General features: G+C 63.1%; 18 protein-coding genes. 11 read left to right on the forward strand and 7 right to left on the reverse strand.

Annotation, left to right across the window (positions count from 1 at the left end):
• Window positions 1-36 precede the first annotated feature (36 nt).
• The 7 genes from ASD12_RS28085 to ASD12_RS28115 all read left to right on the forward strand — a co-directional run bounded on the left by ASD12_RS28085 (window position 37) and on the right by ASD12_RS28115 (window position 6,388).
• On the forward strand, window positions 37-564 hold the full coding sequence (locus ASD12_RS28085) for a flavin reductase (protein WP_056594397.1): 528 nt from the start codon (window positions 37-39) through the stop codon (window positions 562-564).
• Window positions 561-1,490: a MoxR family ATPase gene (locus tag ASD12_RS28090; protein ID WP_013532114.1), complete on the forward strand. Its 930-nt coding sequence runs from the start codon at window positions 561-563 to the stop codon at window positions 1,488-1,490. The genes ASD12_RS28085 and ASD12_RS28090 overlap by 4 nt, the downstream gene beginning before the upstream one ends.
• Before the next feature lie 3 nt (window positions 1,491-1,493).
• Window positions 1,494-2,738: a VWA domain-containing protein gene (locus ASD12_RS28095; protein WP_056594400.1), complete on the forward strand. Its 1,245-nt coding sequence runs from the start codon at window positions 1,494-1,496 to the stop codon at window positions 2,736-2,738.
• Window positions 2,739-2,799: 61 nt separating this feature from the next.
• Window positions 2,800-3,138 carry an XdhC family protein gene (locus ASD12_RS28100; protein WP_056594403.1) on the forward strand — a complete coding sequence of 113 codons (339 nt, stop codon included), beginning with the start codon at window positions 2,800-2,802 and terminating at the stop codon, window positions 3,136-3,138.
• Between the two features lie 6 nt (window positions 3,139-3,144).
• Window positions 3,145-3,849, forward strand: coding sequence for an XdhC family protein (locus ASD12_RS28105; protein WP_056594408.1), 705 nt, complete (start codon window positions 3,145-3,147; stop codon window positions 3,847-3,849).
• Complete coding sequence (locus ASD12_RS28110) at window positions 3,846-5,456, forward strand: molybdopterin-binding/glycosyltransferase family 2 protein (protein WP_056594411.1); 1,611 nt, start codon at window positions 3,846-3,848, stop codon at window positions 5,454-5,456. Before ASD12_RS28105 ends, ASD12_RS28110 begins: the two co-directional genes overlap by 4 nt.
• A gap of 32 nt (window positions 5,457-5,488) precedes the next feature.
• Window positions 5,489-6,388 (forward strand): phospholipase, encoded by a 900-nt coding sequence (locus ASD12_RS28115; RefSeq protein WP_056594413.1) that lies wholly within the window; start codon window positions 5,489-5,491, stop codon window positions 6,386-6,388.
• A 29-nt stretch (window positions 6,389-6,417) separates the two neighbouring features.
• On the opposite strand, the gene ASD12_RS28120 is transcribed toward ASD12_RS28115, so the two are convergent.
• A complete protein-coding gene (locus tag ASD12_RS28120; protein WP_056594416.1) occupies window positions 6,418-7,470 on the reverse strand; it encodes a DUF1176 domain-containing protein in 1,053 nt (350 codons plus the stop codon).
• 137 nt (window positions 7,471-7,607) lie between these two features.
• Here ASD12_RS28120 and ASD12_RS28125 point away from each other — a divergent pair, with 137 nt between their 5' ends.
• On the forward strand, window positions 7,608-8,114 hold the full coding sequence (locus ASD12_RS28125) for a DUF1993 family protein (RefSeq protein ID WP_056594418.1): 507 nt from the start codon (window positions 7,608-7,610) through the stop codon (window positions 8,112-8,114).
• A gap of 59 nt (window positions 8,115-8,173) precedes the next feature.
• Here ASD12_RS28125 and ASD12_RS34980 read toward each other — a convergent pair whose 3' ends face one another.
• Window positions 8,174-8,338 carry a hypothetical protein gene (locus ASD12_RS34980; protein ID WP_082525718.1) on the reverse strand — a complete coding sequence of 55 codons (165 nt, stop codon included), beginning with the start codon at window positions 8,336-8,338 and terminating at the stop codon, window positions 8,174-8,176.
• Window positions 8,339-8,736: 398 nt separating this feature from the next.
• Here ASD12_RS34980 and ASD12_RS28130 point away from each other — a divergent pair, with 398 nt between their 5' ends.
• The 3 genes from ASD12_RS28130 to ASD12_RS28140 all read left to right on the forward strand — a co-directional run bounded on the left by ASD12_RS28130 (window position 8,737) and on the right by ASD12_RS28140 (window position 11,714).
• Entirely contained in the window at window positions 8,737-9,210 is a 474-nt protein-coding gene (locus ASD12_RS28130; RefSeq protein ID WP_056594422.1) for a hypothetical protein, read from the forward strand.
• Window positions 9,211-9,328: 118 nt separating this feature from the next.
• Window positions 9,329-10,396, forward strand: coding sequence for an aldo/keto reductase (locus tag ASD12_RS28135; protein WP_056594426.1), 1,068 nt, complete (start codon window positions 9,329-9,331; stop codon window positions 10,394-10,396).
• 49 nt (window positions 10,397-10,445) lie between these two features.
• The gene (locus ASD12_RS28140) at window positions 10,446-11,714 is read left to right on the forward strand and encodes a cysteine desulfurase-like protein (RefSeq protein WP_056594429.1); all 1,269 of its coding nucleotides are present in this window, start codon (window positions 10,446-10,448) and stop codon (window positions 11,712-11,714) included.
• 15 nt (window positions 11,715-11,729) lie between these two features.
• On the opposite strand, the gene ASD12_RS28145 is transcribed toward ASD12_RS28140, so the two are convergent.
• The 5 genes from ASD12_RS28145 to ASD12_RS28165 are packed head-to-tail and all read right to left on the reverse strand — an operon-like array spanning window position 11,730 to window position 17,241.
• Entirely contained in the window at window positions 11,730-12,758 is a 1,029-nt protein-coding gene (locus ASD12_RS28145) for a histone deacetylase family protein (protein WP_056594433.1), read from the reverse strand.
• Complete coding sequence (locus tag ASD12_RS28150; RefSeq protein WP_056594589.1) at window positions 12,755-13,270, reverse strand: GNAT family N-acetyltransferase; 516 nt, start codon at window positions 13,268-13,270, stop codon at window positions 12,755-12,757. The genes ASD12_RS28145 and ASD12_RS28150 overlap by 4 nt, the downstream gene beginning before the upstream one ends.
• A gap of 12 nt (window positions 13,271-13,282) precedes the next feature.
• On the reverse strand, window positions 13,283-14,212 hold the full coding sequence (locus ASD12_RS28155; RefSeq protein WP_056594436.1) for a 3-keto-5-aminohexanoate cleavage protein: 930 nt from the start codon (window positions 14,210-14,212) through the stop codon (window positions 13,283-13,285).
• A 4-nt stretch (window positions 14,213-14,216) separates the two neighbouring features.
• A complete protein-coding gene (locus ASD12_RS28160; RefSeq protein WP_056594439.1) occupies window positions 14,217-15,596 on the reverse strand; it encodes an aspartate aminotransferase family protein in 1,380 nt (459 codons plus the stop codon).
• A 1-nt stretch (window position 15,597) separates the two neighbouring features.
• Complete coding sequence (locus ASD12_RS28165) at window positions 15,598-17,241, reverse strand: N,N-dimethylformamidase beta subunit family domain-containing protein (RefSeq protein ID WP_056594592.1); 1,644 nt, start codon at window positions 17,239-17,241, stop codon at window positions 15,598-15,600.
• Window position 17,242 lies beyond the last annotated feature (1 nt).

Consider the following 17,242-nt stretch of genomic DNA (forward strand, 5'->3'; position numbering starts at 1 on the left):
ATATAGCGATAGGGTCATGACCATGGAAAATTTCCAGTGCTGAAGAAGAACGACATTGGGCCGCAGGCCTATCGCGACGCGATGAGCCACTTTGCCGGCCACGTCCATGTGGTCACCACCGACGGGCCGGCGGGCAAGCGCGGTGCGACAGTGATCGCGGCCTGTTCGGTATCGGATACCCCGCCGACCGTTCTGGTCTGTCTCAACCGCGAAAATCTCAAGAACGAGCCGTTCGTGAAAAACGGCAAATTTGCCTTGAACACGCTGGCTTCGCACCAGGAGCCGCTGTCGGTCGGCTTTTCCGGCATCACCGGCCTGCCGGTCGAGGAGCGTTTCGCGCTCGGCGAATGGGACGTGATCTCCACCGGCGCGCCGACGCTGAAGGGCGCGCTCGCCGTGTTCGACTGCGAATTGATCGACACCAAGGATCTGGCGACGCATCGTGTGCTTTTTGGCAAGGTGACAGGCCTGCGGATGGGCGATAATTTGCGGCCGCTGATCTACCACGCCCGCGGCTACCACGTTCTGGAGAGCGGAGCGGCGGCGTTCACGGAGAAAGAATGACCGAGCTGAAACCGCGCGCCGCGCCGCGGACGATCGACGAGACGCTCGATCTCCTGACCGGCGCGGACTATGTGGCGGACCGATCGCTGGCGACCGTGCTGTTCCTGTCGCTGCGCATGAAGCGGCCGCTGTTCCTCGAGGGTGAGGCCGGTGTCGGCAAGACCGAGATCGCCAAGGTGTTGGCGCAGGCGCTCGGCCGCCGGCTCATCCGCTTGCAATGCTATGAAGGCCTCGACGTCTCGTCCGCCGTCTATGAGTGGAACTACGCCGCGCAGATGATCGAGATCCGCATGGAGGAGGCGGCCGGCAAGGTCGAGCGCTCCGCCATGGAGCGCAACGTCTTCTCCGAGAAATACCTGATCCGCCGCCCGGTGCTCGATGCGCTGACCGGCAAGGCGGGCGCTGCTCCGGTCTTCCTGATCGATGAGCTCGACCGCACCGACGAGGCGTTCGAAGCTTTCCTGCTCGAAATCCTGTCCGACTTCCAGGTGACGGTGCCCGAACTCGGCACCATCAAGGCGGAGGAACCGCCGATCGTCATCATCACCACCAACCGCACCCGTGAGATCCACGATGCGCTCAAGCGGCGCTGCCTCTATCACTGGGTCGACTATCCAAACGCCGAGCGCGAACTGGAGATCGTGCGCCGCAAGGTGCCGCAGGCCAACCAGCGGCTTTCGGCCGAAGTGGTCTCCTTCATCCAGAAGCTGCGTCAGATCGAGCTGTTCAAGGTGCCCGGCGTCGCCGAAACCATCGACTGGGCCGGCGCGCTGACCGAGCTTGACAAAGTGGCGCTCGATCCGGAAACCGTCTCCGACACGATCGGCGTGCTGTTGAAATACCAGGACGACATTGCCCGCATCGAACAGGGCGAAGGCCGGCGCATCCTCAACGAGGTGAAGGCCGAGCTTTCGGCTGCGGAGTAGGCGATGTCGCGCCCCGAACCGAAAGAAGCGACGGCGGACGGGCGGATCGCCGACAACATCGTCTATTTCGCCCGCACCTTGCGAAAGGCCGGCATGCGGGTCGGGCCGGCCTCGGTCAAGGATGCCATCGAAGCGGTGCTGGTCGCCGGCATCGGTTCGCGCGACGATTTCTACTGGACGCTGCACGCCGTGCTGGTGTCCAGGCATGAGGATCACGCCACTTTCGACGAGGCCTTCCGGCTGTTCTGGAAGTCGCGCGAACTGATCGAGAAGATGCTGGCGATGTTTTCGCCGGTGGCGCCTGATGTCAGGGAAAAGCAAAAACCCCGCGCGGCCGAAAACCGCGTCAGCCAGGCGATGTTCGAGGGCCACCAGAAGAATCAGCCGCGCCAAGAAATTCCCGAGATCGAGGTCGACGCCCGCTTCACCTTCTCCGGCAACGAGGTGTTGCGGGCTAAGGATTTTGCCCAGATGAACGCCGCAGAGATGGCCGACGCCAAGAAGGCGATCGCGCAGTTGCGGCTGCCTTTCGACATGGTGCGGACCCGGCGCTACAAGGCCGATGCGCATGGGCGCCGCATCGATCCGCGCGCCATGATGCGTTCGGCCGCGCGCACCGGCGGCGAACTGATCCTGCCGAAATTCCGATCACCGCGCGAGGTTCATCCGCCGCTGGTGGTGCTGGCCGACATTTCCGGCTCGATGAGCCAGTACACACGCATTTTCCTGCACTTCCTGCATGCGCTGACGGAAAAGCGCCGGCGCGTGCACACTTTCGTCTTCGGCACCCGGCTCACCAACCTGACGCGGCAGATGCGCCATCGCGATCCCGATGCCGCACTTGCCGACTGTTCGGCGGCGGTCAAGGATTGGTCGGGCGGCACCCGCATCGGCGATACTTTGGCCGAGTTCAACCTGATATGGTCGCGACGCGTGCTGGGGCAGGGCGCGGTCGTGCTTTTGATCACCGACGGGCTGGAGCGCGACGATGTCGCCGGCCTGTCGGAGGAAATGGAGCGCCTGCACAAGTCCTGCCGGCGGCTGATCTGGTTGAACCCGTTGCTGCGTTACGACGGCTTCCAGGCGCGCGCCCGCGGCGTCATGGCGATGCTGCCGCATGTCGACGAGTTCCGTTCGGTGCACAATCTCGATGCGCTCGCCGATCTCTGCGCGTCGCTGGACAAGAAGTCGGCACAATCCGTCGATCCGCGCCGATGGCTGGACGCTGGCGCGAGGCACGCCGCATAACCATATCTTTCCCATCCGAAAAACAGATCCTCGAGAAAAACAGACTTCTGGAGAAATGGTCATGGAAAACAGCATTTATCTGGATGAAGCTCGCGATCCCCTGATCATCGCGGAGGGGTGGATGAAGGACGGCAAGGACGTGGCCATCGCGACAGTGGTCGAGACCTGGGGGTCGGCGCCCCGACCCGTAGGCAGCCATCTGGTCATCGATGCGGACGGCAATTTCCACGGCTCTGTTTCTGGCGGCTGCGTCGAAGGCGCGGTGGTGACGGAAGCCATTGACGTCATCGACAGCGGCAAGGCCAGGATGCTGGAGTTTGGGGTTGCGGATGAAACCGCCTGGCAGGTCGGCCTGTCCTGTGGTGGCCGCATCAAGGTGTACGTGGAAAGGCTCGGCTGATCTCTGATGGATCCCTATGCACTGAAAACTCTGAACGCCGAACGCCGCGCCCGCCGCGCGGCGATTCTTGTCACCGACCTTGGTGACGGCCGCGACCGCATCGTGCGCGAGGGCGATCAGGTCGCCGGCGATCTGGGAGCCGCGATCGCCAAGGCCTTTCGATCAGGCAATTCCGGTTCGGTCGAAGCAGAGGGTCGAACCTTCTTTCTCAACGCGCATCTGCCGCAGCCGCGTCTGGTGGTGATTGGCGCTGTCCATATCAGCCAGGCGCTGGCGCCGATGGCGAAAATCGCCGGCTACCCCGTAGAGATCATCGACCCTCGTACCGCTTTCGCCACGCCGGACCGCTTCCCTGACGTGGCGCTTCATGCCGAATGGCCGGAGGATGTGCTGAAGCGTCTGCCGCTCGACAGCTACACCGCACTTGCCGCCGTCACCCATGACCCGAAGGTCGATGATTTCGCCCTGAAGGCGGCTCTCGACGCCAACTGTTTCTATGTCGGAGCGCTTGGCAGCAGGAAGACGCATGCCAAGCGCGTCGAACGCTTGCTGGCGCTGGGCGCGAGCGCCGAGCAGATCGCGCGTATCCATGCGCCGATCGGGCTCGATATCGGTGCGGCCAGCCCGGCCGAGATCGCCGTTGCGGTGCTGGCGCAAGCGATCCACGCGTTCCGCTCGCGCGGTATGGATGCAAAGGGCGCGGCGGCGTGAAATTCGGCCCGATCCCGATTGAAACGGCGGAAGGTGCGGTGCTGGCGCACGCCACCACCGCCGGCGAGCGCCGCTTCCGCAAGGCGCACAGGCTGAGCGCCGGAGATTTGGCGCTGCTGCGGGCCGCCGGCATTTCTGAGGTTGTTGCAGCCGTGCTGGCCGCCGACGACCTCGGCGAGGATGCCGCCGCGCAGACGATCGCCGAGAGCATGGCTTTTCGCGGCATCGAGGCCAGGTCGGCTGCGACCGGGCGGGTCAATCTCCATGCCAGAGCGTCGGGCATCTTTACGGTCGATGCCGCTATGATCGATGCCATCAATGCCATCGATCCGGCCATCACCATCGCCACGCTGGCGCAGCATGCGCCGGTCGAGAGAGGCCAGATGGTCGCGACCGTGAAGATCATTCCCTTCGCGGTCAGTTCGGCGCTGGTCGACGCCGCGACAAAGATCTGCGCCGGTGGCGAGATATTTGCCGTCAATGCCTACCGGCCCGTGCGTGTCGGCGTCATCCAGACGGTTCTGCCGGGCATCAAGCCAAGTGTGCTGGACAAGACGCTGCGCGTCACCGAAGCGCGGCTGGCGCGCACGGGCGGCAGGCTGACGGCAGAGCGCCGCACGCCGCATGAGATCGCACCGGTGGCGGAAGCCGCGGCCTCCCTGGCGCGTGACAACGACATGGTGGTGATCTTCGGCGCCTCCGCGATGAGCGATTTCGCCGATGTCGTTCCTGCAGCGATCGAGAGGGCGGGTGGTACCGTCATCCGGGCGGGCATGCCGGTCGATCCCGGCAATCTGCTGGTGTTGGGCATGCTTGACGGCAAGCGCGTCATCGGCGCGCCCGGCTGCGCCCGCAGCCCCAAGGAAAACGGCTTCGACTGGGTGTTGGATCGGTTGATCGCTGGCCTTGACGTGACCGCCAAGGATATTGCCGGCATGGGGGTCGGCGGGCTGTTGATGGAAATCCCGACGCGGCCGCAGCCGCGCGAACCGCTCCCGGCCAAAAGCCAGCTCAAGGTCGGCATCGTGCTGCTGGCGGCCGGCCGGTCGAGCCGCATGGGTGGACCGAACAAGCTTTTGGCGCTGTTCGACGGCAAGCCGCTGGTGCGCCGCACCGCCGAGCGGGCGCTAGGCTCGAAGGCGTCTGGCACGATTGTCGTCACCGGCCATCAACGAGAGCGGGTGCGCACGGCGCTGGCAGGCCTCGACGTGACCTTCGCCGACAATCCCGATTTTGCCGAGGGCCTGTCTACGTCGCTGAAGGCCGGCATTGCCTATCTGCCGGAAGGTTGCGCCGGCGTGATGATCGTTCTCGGCGACATGCCTGATATCACGTCCGACGACCTCGACAGGTTGGTCGATACATTCCGCAAGGCCGGCGGCAATGCGGTGGTCCGCGCCTCGCATGACGGCAAGCGCGGCAACCCGGTGCTGTTGCCGCGTTCGCTGTTTCCGGCGATCGCCCATCTCGAAGGCGACGCCGGCGCACGCCATCTGGTTGAGGCCGAAGGGCTCGATGTCATCGATGTCGAGATCGGCGCGGCGGCGTCTGTCGATGTCGACACACGCGAGGCACTGGAATGTGCCGGCGGCGTGCTGCAGGATTGACAAACCCAGACCGAATTACGCATGCCTGAGGGATGGCTATTCGTACCGTCGCATTCGTAAAGCTCCACGCCTTCCTGGCGGCAACATTTGTTTTTTGTGTCGCCGCCCCCGCTGCCGCTCTCGAACTAAAACCCTTCAAGGACGATCTCTTCGCCTATCCGGCCACACTGTCGTCCAACACCAGCGGTGCCTACACGGTCATCGACTACCGCGAGATGCGCGATATCAACCAGCGTGACCAGGTGCCGGAGCGCCGGGTGAACGCCCAATACACCGACACCAGCGTTCGCAAGGCGCAGCAGGATCTGTTGCTGAAAACCGATGCCGGCGATGTCAGGCATGTCGCCGTCGGCAAGACCGAGGGCGCCGGCATTATCGTGCTTTACCTGCACGGGCAGGGCGGCAGCCGCAAGCAAGGTGTCGACGACTTCACCTTTGGCGGCAATTTCAACCGGCTCAAGAATCTGATGGCCGGCAATGGTGGCCTCTATCTCAGTCCGGATTTTACCGAGTTCGGCGACAAGGGAGCGGCGCAGGTGGCGGCGCTGATCGGTCACTATGCCGAACAGTCGCCCGGCGCGAAAATCTTCGTCGCCTGCGGCTCGATGGGCGGAGCGCTTTGCTGGAAGCTGGCCGCGCGCAAGGATACGGGCGGCCGCATCGACGGCCTGCTGCTGCTCGGCTCGCTATGGGATGAGAGCTTTTTCACCAGCCCCGCCTTCAAGCGCCGCGTGCCGGTCTTTTTTGGCCAAGGCAGCCACGACGTGGTCTTCCCGGTGGCAAATCAGGAGGCGTTCTTTCGCTCGATCCTGGCCAAATCGAAGACCTATCCGACCCGCTTCGTCCGTTTCGAGACAGGCACCCACGGTACGCCGATCCGCATGACCGACTGGCGCGGCACGCTCAACTGGATGCTGTCGAAGGCGCCCTGATCTGTGCTGCCGGCAAGCCCGTGTGACGCTCAAGGCGCGGTGTTGTAGTCGACAACCGTCTGCGGATTTTGCTCGCCGTCATAGGACGCATCGACATCGTACTGGACCAGCGAGAAATTGCCATTGCGGAACAGATACGTCCCCGCGTCGGAAGCATCGCCGACCCCTCGCCACTTGTTGAAGGTGGCGATCGTGTGGGCGTTCTCGTCATAGTCGGAATTGACCGCCCAGCCGGTCGTCTGGAAACCGACGATGGTCATGCCCAGCAATTTGCCGTCGCTGTTATTGTTCTCGTAGCGGATGTCCATCTTGGGTTCGGCGAACTGCAATTGCTGCACGCCCGAGACCTCGTCGGTCATGTAGTAGATCGAGCTCTCATTGTACGCTGCGGCCGAGCAGGAAAAATGGAACAGCCGTGTTTCCTTGTCGGGATCGCCAGGCTGCGCATCGTTGTCCTTATATTTGATCGAAAAAACGGTCGGCGCATCGGCGAGGAACTGCTTGTCGCACTGGTCGCCATAGGTCGCCAGAAAGGCTTTCTTGGCCTGCTCCAGTGCCGCGTCCTTCTTCGGTGGCGGCGGCCCATCGCCGCAGCTTGGCGGCAGCGCCTCCTCGAAGTCGGCGGTGGAGGGTTTCAGCACGCCTTTTTCGATATGGATCGGATCGAAGGGGGGCGCCGCCTGGATCTGGGCATTCACTTGGCGCAGCGTGTAGCAGCCGGCAAAAACCTTTTCGCCGCCACTCTTGTCCGTCGCGCGGATGGCAACGGGGACGTTGTAGAAAATGCTGCCGGCGGCACCTTCGTCGGAGACACCTCCGGTGGCAACCTCGACCTTGTCGGTGCCGTCATAGCCTTTGACGAAACTGTCGAAATTCTTTGCCGGCTTTGTATCGCCGAAATACCCCCAGGCACGGGCGAATTCGTGCCGGCTGATGGCACTGTAGAGCGAGCGGACAACCGCATCGGCGCTCGACCGGTCGTCGACGTAGGGCGCTTCGGGGGCATCTTCAGCGGCCAATGCCGTCTGGCCGATCGGGGCAAGGGAGAGAAAGGCAGTCGCTGCGAAAAGGGCGCGTCTCATCGGAATCTCCGCTCGATATGCAGATTCTACTCTGGCGATTGCGGCAACGTGGTGACGCAGCATCGGCGGTCTTGAAGAATCGTGCGCGAAGGCGCTACGTCGCGTCCGCCGGCGTTCGGCCGGGCAGGAGATTTGACATGACGATATCGATGTATGAGGCCTCCGTGCCTGTGTTCTCAGCTAGGCTAAAAGCGCTGTCCAATGTGCTGGCGACCGCCGAACAGAATGCGCTTGACCGCAAGATCGATCCGCAGGTGTTCTTGACCGCTCGGCTGGCGCCCGACATGTACGCTCTGACCCGGCAGGTGCAGATCGCCACCGATCACGCCAAGGGCGCACCGTCCCGACTCGCCGGGCGCGAGGTGCCGAGATACGAGGACAATGAGGCGAGTTTTGCCGATGTCCAGGCACGCATCGCCAAGACCCTGGAGCTTCTGACGACATTTTCGGCTGCCGAGTTCGACGGCTCCGACGACAAGATCATCGAGCTGAAGCTTGGCGGACGCGAAAGTTCGATGCCCGGCATGCAGTACCTGCTGCATGTGGCCATGCCCAACTTCTATTTCCACCTCACCACGGCTTACGACATCCTTCGCCACAATGGCGTGCCGTTGGGCAAGGCGACGTTCCTGGGTGCGCGCTAAGAAATTGGGGTTTTGGAGATGTCCCGGACCGATCCGGGACATCTCGCGATCGGCCGCATCTAGCGAATGGCCATTTCGCGGGCGATGCGTGGAAAGTCGGCGGGCTTGATACCGATGTCGGCGCGGTCGGCATTGCTCATCGAATGGAGCAGCGCGAGCGCCGAGCGGTATCTCAGATGTTCCTGCGGGCGCGGCCGGGCGAACATTTCAGTGAAGAAACCCATAATTCAGGCTCCAGGTTAGTCCTCCACGTCAGCCAATATAGGTGAATCGTGACAATTGTGCAGCGCAGCATTTGCATGCCTGCCATGTCTTGACGATTTTCCTTGGCCATTTTTCCGCAACTAGGTGAAACTTTTGCCCGCCGCGCATCGTAGCCTCGAATGCTGGCTACATGGCCGGTTTTTCCTCGCCACTCCTGGCGAATTCCGGAGTGCATGAAAGTGCAGTCCGGCTTTTTGTTTTGAGGTGAGGAGTTGAAGCGGCGACCGCGTGCGACGGCTAAATTCGTTAAGATCGATGGCATGCATTTTTAACGAGCCGGTTCTATGCTCTGAAGCTTGCACGGTCGGGCAAGGAGGAGGCTGACATCGCTGCTGGCGCCAAGCGTGATTTCGCTTCGTTGCTCGACGACCTCTTCGTTGCCTCCGACAAGGGCGACGGGATCGAGGGCGAAGAGGCCGGCGCTCGTCCATCTATCCCGTTCGACTATCTCTCGGTGGCCGATGAACTCCATTCCGGCCGCATCAAGGTTTCGGGCAGCGGCTTTGCCACCGAATATCGCGAGGCGGGTGCTGATCTGGCGACCGAGTTCGCCGCATTGCTCGATCATGCCAAACTGGCTCTGGCTGGCGAAGAACCAAAGCCCGAGGAAAAGCTGCCGCCGATCGATCCCGAATCCATCGCGGTCGAACTTGGCCTGAACCAGCCCAAGCAGGTCGCCGACTTCAGCCGCATGCGCCGCAGCTTTGCCTTTGCCAACCATCCCGACCGTGTCGCCCCGCATCTGCGCCAGCGCGCCATGATCCGCATGCAGGTGGCCAACATGCTGATCGACGAGGCCAAGCGCCGCGCGCTGGCCGGCGCTCGCCGCTAAACTTTTCCGGTTCACGCAAAAGTCGGTCTGCCGAGGCTTGGAGAGCGGCTCTGCTTTCCTGTAGGATGCGGCTTCCTCCCGCGCTACCGCGCACGCTTTCCCTCCGGAGCAGAATTCCATGCACAAACGCCGTCTCGGTCGGACCGATCTTCTTGTTACCCAAATCTGCCTGGGCTCCATGACCTGGGGCCAGCAGAACACCGAGGCCGAGGGTCACGCCCAGATGGACCTGGCCTTTTCACGCGGCGTCAATTTTATCGACACCGCCGAACTCTATCCGATCCCGCCCAAGGCGGAGACGCAAGGACGGACCGAAAAGATCATCGGCAGCTGGATGGAGGCCAACCGCAACCGCGACAAGGTGATCCTGGCCTCCAAGGTCGTCGGCCGCACGGCCAACAGCTGGTTTCGCGGCTGCAGGCCATCGCAACTGGTGCGCGCCGATATTTTTGACGCCATCGACAAGTCGCTGGCCAAGCTCGGCACCGACTATATCGACCTCTACCAGATCCATTGGCCGGAACGGGACATCCCCTGGGGCGCCAACCCGACGCGCGTCGGCGCCGTATCGCCGCGCGCCGATTCTGTCGGCGCGCCGGCCGACGAAACGCCGATCGCCGAGACGCTTGCCGTGTTCGACGAGCTGGTGAAGGCAGGAAAGATCCGCCATTTCGGCCTGTCGAACGAGAGTTCCTGGGGCGTGATGCGGTTCCTTGCTGAGGCTGACAAAGGGATCGGACCCCGTGTCGCGTCGATCCAGAACGCCTACAATCTCGTCAACCGCACTTTCGAGGTGAATCTCGCCGAGGTCTGCGAGCGCGAGCAGGTGTCGCTGCTCCCCTATTCGCCTCTGGCTCAAGGCTATCTGACTGGCAAATACGACCATGGCGCGCGCCCGCAAGGGTCGCGCTCGCAGCTGTTCAATCGCGGCCAGCGCTACGAGACGCCCAATGCCGCCGAAGCACAGCTCGAGTACAATGAGCTGGCGCGCTCCTTTGGCCTGGAGCCTGCGCTGTTTGCCAATGCCTACGTGTCAAGCCGGCCGTTCGTGACCTCGAACATCATCGGCGCCACCACCATTTCGCAGCTCGACATGGCGCTGTCTTCCGTCAATGTCGTCTGGACCGAAGAGATGCAGAAGGCGGTGGATGCGATCCATCAGCGGGTCGGCAATCCCTGCCCTTGATTGGCTCCGGTGGTAGAATTTATCCAGGAATAACAGGGGGGTGTAAGCGATGGTGGATTTTCCGATCGAGGCAGTGCGTGGAAGGTTTCCCGCTCTCTCCCTGACCGACAAGGGCCGCCGCCGCGTCTATCTCGACAATCCGGCCGGCACGCAGGTGCCGCAAGCTGTCGCGGACGCCGTGTCGCGCTGCCTCTTGACCACCAACGCCAACCTTGGCGGCTATTTCGAAACGACGATTGCCGCGCAAGCTGTCGTCGACCAGGCGCATCAAGCAATGGCGGATTTCCTTGGCGCCGCAAGCCCCGAGGAAATCATCATCGGCGCCAACATGACGACGCTGACCTATCACATGTCGCGCACGCTCGGCCGCACGATGCAGCCCGGCGACGAGATCATCCTCACCCGCATGGACCATGAGGGCAACGTATCGCCCTGGCTGCAGCTTGCCGAGGACCTAGGCCTTGTCGTGCGCTGGCTGCCGTTCGACGAAAAGAGCTGGCAGGTTGAAGAAGCAACGCTGGCTGGTCTGCTTTCGCAGAAGACACGGCTGGTCGCGTTGAACTATGCCAGCAACCTGACCGGCTCGATCAACCGGGTGAAGGCGCTGACCGCCATCGCCAGGAACGCCGGCGCGCTTGTCTATGTCGATGCCGTGCAATTCGCGCCACACGGCCTGATCGACGTGCAGGAGCTCGGCTGCGATTTCCTGATCTGCTCGGCCTACAAATTCTTCGGCCCGCATATGGGCATATTGTGGGGCCGGCGTGATGTCATCGACGACCTGAAACCCTACAAATGCCGCTGCTCGTCGAACGGTTTGCCGGAGCGGTTCGAACTCGGCACACCGCAGATCGAGCTGATGGCCGGTCTCACCGCCGCGGTCGACTACTTTGCCGACCTTGGTGCGGCGGCGGGCGGGGACGGTTCAAGAACGCAGAAGATTGCCAAGGCGTTTGCGGTTTCGGTTGCGTATGAAAACCCGCTGGCGCAACAGCTGATCGACGGCCTCTCCGACATTTCAGGTCTGACGATCCACGGCATCACCGATCCGAAGCGACTTGGCGAGCGCGTTCCGACGGTTTCCTTCACCGTCGATGGCATCGTGCCCGAAACGATCGTGCGGCAGATGAATGCCGAAAATATCTTCCTGTGGTCCGGCCATAACTACGCCTGGGAGATCGTCCACCAGTTGGGCATTCCGGCCGAGCATGGCGTCGTGCGCATCGGCATTGCCCACTACAACACTACAGCCGAAATCGACGAGACGCTGGAGAGCGTGCATCGGGTCATTGCCATGCTCAGGCAGCAGCGATCCTGACGATCGCTTCGATCTTCATCGCGCCTTGCCGCCGAAACCGGTGAGGAACGCGGTGAGATTGTCGCTGAGTTCGTCGCAGAGGTAGCCGCCCTCCTGGACGATGACCGTCGGCAGGCCGAGCTTTGCGATGGCCTCGCCGATGCGCGAGAACCCCGGCGTCGTCACTGAAAGTCCGCCGAACGGATCGCCCTCGAACGCGTCGAGGCCAAGCGCCACGACCAGCGCATCCGGCGAAAAGGCACGGATGCGCTGGAACGCCACCGCGAGCGCTTCGAGAAACGCCGCGTCGGCGGATTTGCGCGGCAGCGGCAGGTTGAAATTGTAGCCGAGGCCAGGCCCTTCGCCGCGCTCGTCGGCATGGCCCCAGAAGAACGGATAGAAACGCACCGGATCGGCATGCAGCGAGACGGTCAGCACATCCGGCCGTGCATAGAAGATGCCTTGCGTGCCGTTGCCGTGATGCAGGTCGACATCGAGGATCGCCACGCGCGACGCCGTCCTCCGCAAGACCTGCGCGGCGACGGCGGAGTTGTTGATGAAACAAAAGCCGCCGGCGACATCGGCAAAGGCATGGTGGCCGGGCGGACGGCACAGCGCGTAGGCGGCCGGTGCGCCTGATATCACAGCCTCGGCCGCATCGACCGCGCTCCAGGCGCTCCACAGCGCGCTCTGCCAAGTCTCGCCCGAGATCGGGCAAGCCGTATCGGCCATGTGATAGCCGGCCTGGCCGACCGCCGAGGCCGGATAGGAGCCGTTGCGCGCAATCGGATGGATGTTGGGAATCACCTCAGCCGACGCGCCGTCGATGCGCTGCCAGCGCGTGTAGATATGCTCGAGGAAGTCGAGATATTCCGGCGTGTGCACCGCCGAGACAGGACCGAGCCCATGATTGCGCGGCCGCTCGATCGTGAAACCCGCGGATAATGCGCCAGCTAACAATCTCTCGACGCGCTCCGGCTTTTCCGGATTGGGCTGCGCCGCACCGCTCGAAAGAAAGGCCTTGGGGTCGTGGCGCTTCTGTTCCTCGGCATAGAAGGCTTTCATTCCTGATCCCCATTTTCGGCCGCGTCGGCGAAGGCAAAGAAGGCCTCGCCGATGATCTTCTGTGTCTGCTCATAGCTTGACCAGGCGATTCCCAGCCTTTCGTAGAAGGCCTTGGCGCCTTCATTGTCGGTGTCGACGGACAGTCGGAGATAGACGCCGCCTTCTTTCCGGCACTGCGCCGCAACGTGCCGCAGCAGCCGTTCGCCGATCTTGCGGCCGCGAAACCGATCTTCGACATAGAGGTCCTGCACATAGACGCCAGGCCGCCCCATCCAGGTCGAAAACATCGGGAAATGCAGGCAAAGGCCGGCGAATTCGCCGTCCACTTCCGCGATCAGTGTGGAGAAAGCGGGTTTTTCGCCAAAGCCGTAAGTTCTAAGATCCTCCGGTGTCGAGATGATTTCCTCGGGCGCACCAATATGGGTGCCGAGTTTCAGGATCGCGGCGTGGATGCTTTCGACGTCTTCCACTCGACCGGGGCGTATGAGAACGTCATTGGATGTTAGATTGATCACTGTCGTCTTTCAAAACGCCACCCGGTCGCCGCCCTTGAGTGCCAGCATGTCGCGCGCTTCGGTGGGCGTGGCAACCTCCAGCGACAGCCCATCGAGAATGCCACGGATGCGACGCACCTGATCGGCGTTGGATTTCGCCAGCTGGCGGCCGTCATAAAGACTGTCCTCCATCCCGACACGGACATTGCCGCCCATCGCCGCCGCGATGGAAATCAGCGGCATCTGCTGGCGGCCGGCAGCCAGCACCGAGAACTGGTAGCTGTCACCGAACAATTTGTCGGCGATCCGCTTCATGTGGACGAGATTGTCCGGATCGGCGCCGATGCCGCCCAATATGCCCAGAACGAACTGGATGAACAGCGGTCCCGACACCAGACCCCGGTCGCGGAAATGCGCCAGCGAATAGAGATGGCCGACATCGTAGCATTCGAATTCGAAGCGCGTGCCGCAGCCCATGCCCAGCCTCTCAAGCACGCCTTCCATATCGGCGAAGGTGTTCTTGAAGATGGTGTCGCGGGTGGCTTCCAGCAGCTTTGGTTCCCATTCGTGCTGCCATTCCCGTGGCTTGTCGAGCATCGGGAACAGCGCGAAATTCATCGAACCCATGTTGAGCGAGCACATTTCGGGTTCGGCCCGCAGCGGCGCAGCCAGCCGCTGGTCCAGCGTCATCAGCGACGAGCCGCCGGTGGTGATGTTGATCACCGCATCGGTCGCCTGCTTGATGCGTGGCAGGAACTGCATGTAGACGTCCGGATCGGCGGTCGGGCGGCCATCCCTGGGGTCGCGGGCGTGCAGATGCAGGATCGAGGCGCCTGCTTCCGCGGCTGCGATCGCATCGGCGGCGATCTGGTCCGGCGTCACCGGCAGATAGGGCGACATCGACGGCGTGTGCACCGAGCCGGTGACGGCGCAGGTGATGATGACTTTTCGCGGCGCCATGCGTTTACCCTTCGACCGGCAGGTCGAGCTCGGAGGCCAGAACCTCCAGCGAGTCGCCGATGATGGAGACGATCTCGCCGACCTGCTCCCTGGTGACGATCATCGGCGGCGCGACCATGAAATTGTCGCCGTCGACGCCGCCCTTGACCCTGCGGCCATAGATGATCAACCCGCGCTCATAGGCGAGGTCGAGCAGCCGCTGCGTGGCTTTCTTGTTCTGGTCGATCGGCCTCAGCGTCTCGGGATCGGCGACCATCTGGGCGCCGGTGAGCAGGCCCTTGCCGCGTACGTCGGCAATGAACGGAAACCGCTTCGCCAGACCCTTCAGTCCGTCCATCAGCACATCGCCCATGGCAGCCGCATTGGCGATCAGATCGAGCCGATCCATTTCACCGAGCACCGCAAGCCCGGCGGCGCAGGCCAGCGGGTTGCCGGCGTAGGTGTGGCCATGCTGAAAACCGCCCGAGTCGAGCAGCGGCTGCACCAGCCGCATCGGGGCGGCCAGTGCGCCAAGCGGCGCATAGCCCGAGCCCAGCCCCTTGGACAGCGCGACGATGTCGGGCTTGCAGTTCCAGTGGTCGCCGCCGAGAAACTTGCCGGTGCGGCCGGCACCGCTCATCACTTCGTCGTGGATGAGCAGGATGCCGTAGCGGTCGCAGATCTCGCGGATGCGCGGATAATAGCTGTCGGGAGCGACAAGGGCTGATGTCGCAGCACCGCCAATCGGCTCCATGATGAAGGCGACCACGCTGTCCGGGCCTTCGGCCAGGATCTTCTCTTCCAGCATGTCGGCATAGCGGATACCGCGCTGTTCCATCGAGAGATTGTCGCGGTCGCGCCAGGCATTCGGCGCCGGCACGGTCGGCATCACCCGCATCATCGGCTCGAACGTTTCGGCCAGCGCATCGTCGCCAGTAATCGAGAGCGAACCCAACGTGCCGCCATGATAGGAGGGGAAGCGCGTGATCACCTTCCAGCGGCTGGCCTGGCCGGTGGCGACGGCCCATTGCCGCGCCAGCTTGATGCAGGATTCGGTCGCTTCCGAGCCGCCCGAGACGAAGAAGATACGGTCCATGCCTTCCGGCAGTTTGCCGGCGAGTTCCCGCGCCAGCTCCTCCGCCGGCTCGTTCTCGAAATGCAGCCGATAGGCGAAGGTGGCGCGGTCCATCTGCCGCTTCATGGCATCCAGCACATTGCGGTTGGAATGGCCGATATTGGCGACCATCGGGCCGCTAGAGCCGTCGATGAAGCGGCGGCCGTCCTGCGTCCACATGTAGATGCCTTCGGCGCGGTCGATCAGCGGCCGGCGCAGGCTGGACAGATAGAACAGATGCGATTGGCGCCGGGCGTCAGTGTCTTGCGTGGCGGATTGGACTTTCGACATGTCAGGACTTTCCGAGGTAACGATCGAGAACATTGCGGGTAACGCGTTCGACCATCGGGTCTTTTCTTAGCAGGCCGGCCACCCATTCACAGCTTCCGGCGTGGAACACCTCGCCCTTGCCGCGCGGGAAATTGACGATCATGCCATTGCCGCGTTTGACTTTTTCCAGGTTGGCGTCGGTCGCCTCGCCGAACAGCGTTTCTGCGTTGAAGCGGCCATCCTCGTCGGTGAGGAACTGATCCTCGATCGGGATATCGGCGCTTTCCTCGACCTGGCTCGCCATGCCGACGGCGAGAACCTGCAGGCCATCAGGCGCGCCGCTGGTCGCTGCGGGGTAGGGCAGGCCGCCGCGTATCTCGAACTCGAGCCCGTCGACCTCATAGCCATAGACATGGCTGTCGGCGCCCAGCAGGTCGCCGTAGTAGATGCCAGTGCCGGCGAAGGCCCAGTGCTCGGGCCGGTAAACCGGGAAGCCACGCGCGCCGCGCGGCGCGCAGCCGCCCCAACCGGCATAGAGGCCGCGGGTCGCATTGAGCCCGAAGGTCGCCGATCCCGGCCGGCCGATTTCCGGCGCTTCCCAGGAATTGGTGGCGCGGGTGACGTCGCTGCCCGGGAGATAGGCCGGGTCTTCGGCACGCGAACGATATTTGTAGCAAACCTGCCGGCGGCCCTCGTCTTCCAGCCGCGTCTGCCACATGAAATTGCCGGCAAAGCGCGCCGCATGGCCGCCGCGCTCGACATAGGCGTCGACGGCATCGCGCATCTCCCAGGTCCAATATTCGTCATGGCCGACGAAGACGGCACAGTCATAGCCGTCGAGTATGTCCGGCGAAAAATGCAGATCATGCTGGCTGGCAAGATCGACTTCATAGTCGGCCTGTTCGGCGAAGCGGAAGAAATGGCTGTCGTAACTGGCCCAGCCCGACGAGGCGTATTTCTTCGAATGGCCGGTGGCGAGCGACCATTCCATGTGCGGATAGCGCGGCACCGTCTTGGGCGGCACGGCGACTTCCAGCGGCACGCGCGGCGCATCCTTCGGCAGCACGACGAAGCCACGACACCAGGGGCGTTGCGTCGACACGATGGGCGAATACTGGTTGCGATCCGGTCCGGTGATGCCCTGGTAGTGGTTGGAGCCGCCCCAGGTGTTGTAGGCGAGCCACGTTCCCGTCGCCGCCACCTGCAGCACACGGCCGGGTTTCTTGCCGGGCAGGGGCGCGACGATGAAAATATGGTGGCATTGGATCGGCTTGCCGTCGCGACCATCCGCGGTCAGCCTGACCCGGTAGGCTCCGGACGGCCAGTCGCTCCCGATACGGAATTCGAACGAGGCTTCCCAGCCGCAGCCTTCAGCCGAACATTGGTCCGGACTTTCCTGCCAGCGCGCCGCGATGCCCGATTTCTCGAAGACTTTGGTCTCGCTGCCGCCGTCCCGGGTGATTGTCATGCCTAACGTTGGAGCTGTCGAACTGACATGCAACGCCACCGTTTCGCCGGCGCGATAGGAAAACCGGTCGCTGTAGCACCAGATCTCGCCGCGTTCGCCGTCCATGCCCGGCCATTCGTAATAGTGGCCGCGTACCGCGTGGCGGCGCTGCTCCGGCGTCAGTCCGAAATCGGGGAATTCCGTGTTTGGTCTGGTCATG

The sequence above is a fragment of the Mesorhizobium sp. Root102 genome, from assembly GCF_001425625.1.
Classification (GTDB): domain Bacteria; phylum Pseudomonadota; class Alphaproteobacteria; order Rhizobiales; family Rhizobiaceae; genus Mesorhizobium.

What these genes read in the sequence shown, in the direction of transcription:
- ASD12_RS28140 (WP_056594429.1), top strand. Translation starts at nt 10,446, where the DNA reads ATGGTGGATTTTCCGATCGAGGCAGTGCGTGGAAGGTTTCCCGCTCTC.
- ASD12_RS28090 (WP_013532114.1), top strand. Translation starts at nt 561, where the DNA reads ATGACCGAGCTGAAACCGCGCGCCGCGCCGCGGACGATCGACGAGACG.
- ASD12_RS28160 (WP_056594439.1), bottom strand. Translation starts at nt 15,596, where the DNA reads ATGTCGAAAGTCCAATCCGCCACGCAAGACACTGACGCCCGGCGCCAA.
- ASD12_RS28145 (WP_056594433.1), bottom strand. Translation starts at nt 12,758, where the DNA reads ATGAAAGCCTTCTATGCCGAGGAACAGAAGCGCCACGACCCCAAGGCC.
- ASD12_RS28115 (WP_056594413.1), top strand. Translation starts at nt 5,489, where the DNA reads ATGGCTATTCGTACCGTCGCATTCGTAAAGCTCCACGCCTTCCTGGCG.
- ASD12_RS34980 (WP_082525718.1), bottom strand. Translation starts at nt 8,338, where the DNA reads ATGGGTTTCTTCACTGAAATGTTCGCCCGGCCGCGCCCGCAGGAACAT.
- ASD12_RS28120 (WP_056594416.1), bottom strand. Translation starts at nt 7,470, where the DNA reads ATGAGACGCGCCCTTTTCGCAGCGACTGCCTTTCTCTCCCTTGCCCCG.
- ASD12_RS28095 (WP_056594400.1), top strand. Translation starts at nt 1,494, where the DNA reads ATGTCGCGCCCCGAACCGAAAGAAGCGACGGCGGACGGGCGGATCGCC.
- ASD12_RS28100 (WP_056594403.1), top strand. Translation starts at nt 2,800, where the DNA reads ATGGAAAACAGCATTTATCTGGATGAAGCTCGCGATCCCCTGATCATC.
- ASD12_RS28105 (WP_056594408.1), top strand. Translation starts at nt 3,145, where the DNA reads ATGGATCCCTATGCACTGAAAACTCTGAACGCCGAACGCCGCGCCCGC.
- ASD12_RS28165 (WP_056594592.1), bottom strand. Translation starts at nt 17,241, where the DNA reads ATGACCAGACCAAACACGGAATTCCCCGATTTCGGACTGACGCCGGAG.
- ASD12_RS28125 (WP_056594418.1), top strand. Translation starts at nt 7,608, where the DNA reads ATGACGATATCGATGTATGAGGCCTCCGTGCCTGTGTTCTCAGCTAGG.
- ASD12_RS28155 (WP_056594436.1), bottom strand. Translation starts at nt 14,212, where the DNA reads ATGGCGCCGCGAAAAGTCATCATCACCTGCGCCGTCACCGGCTCGGTG.
- ASD12_RS28135 (WP_056594426.1), top strand. Translation starts at nt 9,329, where the DNA reads ATGCACAAACGCCGTCTCGGTCGGACCGATCTTCTTGTTACCCAAATC.